Annotated in this window: 4 protein-coding genes; 1 reads left to right on the forward strand and 3 read right to left on the reverse strand. The window is 67.9% G+C overall.

Going from position 1 to position 4,328, the window contains the following annotated elements; genetic code table 11:
* Positions 1 to 981: DegT/DnrJ/EryC1/StrS family aminotransferase (locus ACM2XV_RS12865; RefSeq protein WP_487027206.1), on the reverse strand; the 981-nt coding region annotated here is incomplete at its 3' end.
* A gap of 1 nt (position 982) precedes the next feature.
* On the opposite strand from ACM2XV_RS12865, the gene ACM2XV_RS12870 reads away from it, so the two are divergent.
* Positions 983 to 1,879, forward strand: coding sequence for a DNA-methyltransferase (locus ACM2XV_RS12870; RefSeq protein ID WP_487027207.1), 897 nt, complete (start codon positions 983 to 985; stop codon positions 1,877 to 1,879).
* Positions 1,880 to 1,913: 34 nt separating this feature from the next.
* Here the strand turns inward: ACM2XV_RS12870 and ACM2XV_RS12875 are convergent, their stop codons facing one another.
* Both ACM2XV_RS12875 and ACM2XV_RS12880 read right to left on the reverse strand, forming a co-directional pair.
* Positions 1,914 to 4,082 (reverse strand): MDR family MFS transporter, encoded by a 2,169-nt coding sequence (locus ACM2XV_RS12875; protein WP_487027208.1) that lies wholly within the window; start codon positions 4,080 to 4,082, stop codon positions 1,914 to 1,916.
* Positions 4,083 to 4,116: 34 nt separating this feature from the next.
* Positions 4,117 to 4,328, reverse strand: a 212-nt coding sequence (locus ACM2XV_RS12880) for a hypothetical protein (protein ID WP_487027209.1), incomplete at its 5' end; no start/stop codon positions are given.

Here is a 4,328-nt window from a genome sequence, read left to right on the forward strand (position 1 = left end):
GAGCGAGGCGCCGATGCGTGCAGCGCCCGTCTGCAGCTGATGGCGGGCGAGATCGAGGGATGCCAGCAGCAGCGCGCTCTCGGAGGTGGACTGCTCGAGCACGAACGCTCGGTCGACGAGCGGCTCGAGCGCCTCGGCGTACGCGCCGTGCCCCAGGTGCAGCATGGCCGACTGGGTGAGCGAGCCGCCGAGCTTGTGCGTGCTCATGATGACGAGGTCGGCACCGTGCCCGGCTCCGGGCCCGTCGGTGCCGAGTGCCACGGGCGACGGCGGCAGCTCGGGGTGGAATCCGTAGTGTGCGCCCCACGCGGCGTCGACGACGAGCGGCACGCCGTGCGCGTGGGCGACGGCGGCGAGCGCCGGCACATCGGGGGTCGCGCCGAAGTACGAGGGGCTCACGACATAGGCGGCCTTGGCGCGGGGCGTGCGGTCGAGTGCGGCGGAAAGGCGCGCAGGAGAGACGCCGTGCGCGATGCCGAGCTCCACGTCGATGCTCGGCTGCACGAACACGGCGTCGAGCCCGGCGATGATCATGCCGTCGATGAAGCTCGAGTGCGTGCTGCGCTGCGCCACGACCGGCTGGTCGCGCGAGCCGAAGAAGCCGAGCGCGAGCGCCGCGATGCGGTTGGCCTGCGACGAGCCGTTGGTGAGGAACCAGCTGCGCGTCGCGCCCCACGCCTCGGCCGCGAGCTCGACCGACCGCTCGTACGGCGTGTACAGCCCGAGGTCGATGCCCGAGACCAGCGGGGCGACGTCGAGCCGCAGCAGCTGCGCGCCGAAGAACTCGGCGAGCTCGGGCGACGCGCTCGGGTCGCCCGAGTGACCCGGAACGATCATGCGCACCGTGTCGCGCGCCGCGAACTGCCGCAGCGCCGTCGCGTAGGGCGTGGGCGAGTCCATCGGGTCCGCGCTCATGGCGTCGGCCGCTGCCGGGTCTGTGTTCATCGGGCCGGCCGCCGCCGGGTCTGGGAGGATCGACACCATGCCACTGTGGACCCCGGAGAGCGCGAGCACCGTGATCCACGCCGACAACCTCTCCGTGCTGCCCGAGCTGCCCGACGGCGCGTTCACGGTCGTCTACCTCGACCCGCCGTTCAACACGGGCCGCGTGCAGAAGCGGCAGTCGACCACGAGCATCCGCCGGTCGACTCGCGAAGCGAATGGAGACCAGAAGACCGCCGAGTCGACCCGCGCGCTCATCACCGGCTTCAAAGGCCAGAGCTATGAGCGCATCAAGGGCGATCTGCTCGGCTACGACGACGTCTTCGACGACTACTGGGGATTCCTCGAGCCGCGGCTCGTCGAGGCGTGGCGGCTGCTCGCCCCTGACGGCACGCTCTACCTGCACCTGGACTACCGCGAGGCGCACTATGCCAAGGTGCTGCTCGATGCGCTGTTCGGCCGCGAGTGCTTCATCAACGAGCTGATCTGGGCCTACGACTACGGCGGCAAGTCGAAGCGCCGCTGGCCGACGAAGCACGACACGATCCTGATGTACGTCAAGGACCCGAAGGGCTACTGGTTCGATTCAGAGGCGGTGGACCGCGAGCCGTACATGGCCCCAGGCCTCGTCACGCCCGAGAAGGCCGCCCGCGGCAAGCTGCCGACCGACGTGTGGTGGCACACGATCGTCTCGCCGACGGGCAGGGAGAAGACCGGCTACCCGACGCAGAAGCCGGCCGGCTTGGTGAGGCGGATGCTGCAGGCGTCGTCACGCGAGGGGGATTGGGTCCTCGACTTCTTCGCCGGCTCGGGCACCACCGGGGCGGTCGCCGCCGCGCTCGGCCGCCGCTTCGTCCTGATCGACGAGAACCCCGAGGCGATCCGCGTGATGCGGTCTCGCCTCGGGGACTCTGCCGTGTTTGCGAGCCTGTCCTAGCCAGGCTCGACGAGGGGTGGACTTCGGAAGAAGGCTAGGCCTTCGTGCCGGTCTCGCCGTCCGGCCGGTCGGCCTCAATGGTCAGGTTCAGCTGACCCGTGGTCGGCGCGACGAGCGCACCGGTGGTGTTCGCGGCCGAGACGGCCTCGAGCTCGAGCTCCTCGGCGGGCGACTGCTCGCTCGCCGCGGCGGCGTCGGCCTGCTGCTGAAGGGCCGAGACCTTGCGCAGCGGCGGCACCCGGAAGAACCAGGTGAGCACGAACGCCACCAGGATGACGAGCATGCCGACCCAGTAGATCTCGATGGTCGAGGCGTTGAAGCCCTTGAGGAACGGGCGCTTCAGGGCGTCATCGGCGTTGTTGAGGAACGAGGTGTTGCTCGTGTCGATGTTGCCTGCGCTCTTCGACGAGTCGCCGCTCTTGACCTGGTCGATGATCTTCGGCGCGACCTCGTTCACGACCGCCTTGCGCTGCGCGGCGTTCGTGAAGTCGATCACGAGCTTGCCGTCGACGACCGAGGCGTTCGCCTTCTCGGCGGCCTGCTGCAGCGCCTGCTGCTGGGCGTCGGGCAGAGCGGCTTGCACCTGCTGGTCGATGACCGACGGGGCGGCGGCGGCCGGGATGGCGCCGGCGGCGACCTGAGCGTTGACGGCCTCGGTCACCTTCTCGGTGACGGCCTGCTTCGCGGCATCCGTCGCCTGCTGCGTGCCCGCGTCGAGCTGCTGCTGGATCTCGCTCTTGAGCGGGGTGACGATGGGCGTCCAGAACATGTTCATGATCGCCTTGTTGTCGGCCTTGTCGGCCACGGCCGGGTTGAGCGCGGCATTCAGGGCGTTCGTGAGGTCGGCCTTGTTCGTGGTCGCCGTCTGGATGTTGCCCGGCAGCACCGAGAACAGCACCGAGAGCAGCACTGCGGTGCCCAGCGTTCCACCGATCTGGCGGAAGAACGTCGAGGCGGCGGTCGCCACACCCATGTCGCGCGGCTCGACAGCGTTCTGGGTCGCGAGCGTCAGCGTCTGCATCAGCTGGCCGAGGCCGAGGCCGATGGCGAACATCGCGATCATCATGAACCACAGCGGCTTGTCGACGGTCATGAAGGTCAGCAGCAGGAAGCCGATCGCGGTGATCGCGGTGCCCGTGACGGGGAAGATGCGGTACTTGCCGGTCCTCGAGATGATCTGGCCCGAGACGATCGACGCGATCATGAGCCCCAGCACCATCGGCAGCGTCGCGAAGCCGGACTCGGTCGGCGACAGGCCCGTGACGATCTGCAGGTACAGCGGGATGGTGAGCATCGCCCCGAACATGCCGAAGCCGACGAGCACACCGAGAAGCGTCGCCATCGAGAAGACACCGGACCTGAAGAGCTTCATCGGGATGATCGCGTCGTCCTTCATGGCCATCTCGATGAGGACGAACGCCACAGCGCTCGCGGCGCCGATCACGTAGCAGGCGATGGCGGCGGCCGACGTCCAGCCCCAGTCGCGGCCTTGCTCGGCGACGAGCAGCAGCGGGACGAGGGTCGTGATGACCGTGGTCGCACCCCACCAGTCGATGCGTACCTTGCGGCTCGCGAACTTCGGAAGGTGCAGGAAGACGAGCACCATGATCAGGGCGATGATGCCGATCGGCACGTTGATGAGGAACACCCAGCGCCAGCCGGAGATCCAGAGGATCTGGTGCGCGCCGGAGAAGACGCCGCCGACGAGCGGGCCGATGACCGACGAGATGCCGAAGACGGCGAGGAAGTAGCCCTGGTACTTCGCGCGGTCACGCGGCGAGAGGATGTCACCCATGATCGCGAGCGGCAGCGACATGAGGCCGCCTGCTCCGATGCCCTGGAAGGCGCGGAACGCGGCGAGCATGATCATCGAGGTCGAGAACGACGAGGCGGCCGAGCCGACGATGAACACCACGATCGCGAAGACGTAGAGCGGTCGGCGGCCGAAGATGTCGGAGAGCTTGCCGTAGATCGGCGTGGCGATCGTCGACGTGATCAGGTAGGCGGTCGTCACCCACGCCTGCTGGTTCAGACCGTGCAGGTCGTCGCCGATGGTGCGGATGGCGGTGCCGACGATGGTCTGGTCGAGGGCGCCGAGGAACATGCCGGCCATGAGGCCGTAGATGACCAGCAGGATCTGCTGGTGCGACATCACGGCTTTGGTGCCGCCGTGAGCGCTCGCGGGAGCGACAGCTTCTGACATTGAAGTCCTTTGATGAGAAAAGGAACCAGATGATTCAGGTTCGAGAGGATGCCGTATCTCGCGGCGCGCCGACATCGCCGACGCCGCCGGCACTGGCGATAGAAATTTGCGGTGACTGCAAATTTACACCTTGCGAAGCGGATCCGCGAATCGGGGAGGGAACTCGGCGCCGGTTTTCAGCCGGTTCATACCGGGTGTTCGAATAGGGTCGAACGGTGAGGAGAGCGGTGGCGATCGCGGCGCTCG

This window comes from Gryllotalpicola sp. CP2-P1 (assembly GCF_057512245.1).

Bases quoted from the DNA above. Each gene is read 5' to 3' on its own strand.
- ACM2XV_RS12870 (WP_487027207.1), top strand. From the start codon at position 983: ATGCCACTGTGGACCCCGGAGAGCGCGAGCACCGTGATCCACGCCGAC.
- ACM2XV_RS12875 (WP_487027208.1), bottom strand. From the start codon at position 4,082: ATGTCAGAAGCTGTCGCTCCCGCGAGCGCTCACGGCGGCACCAAAGCC.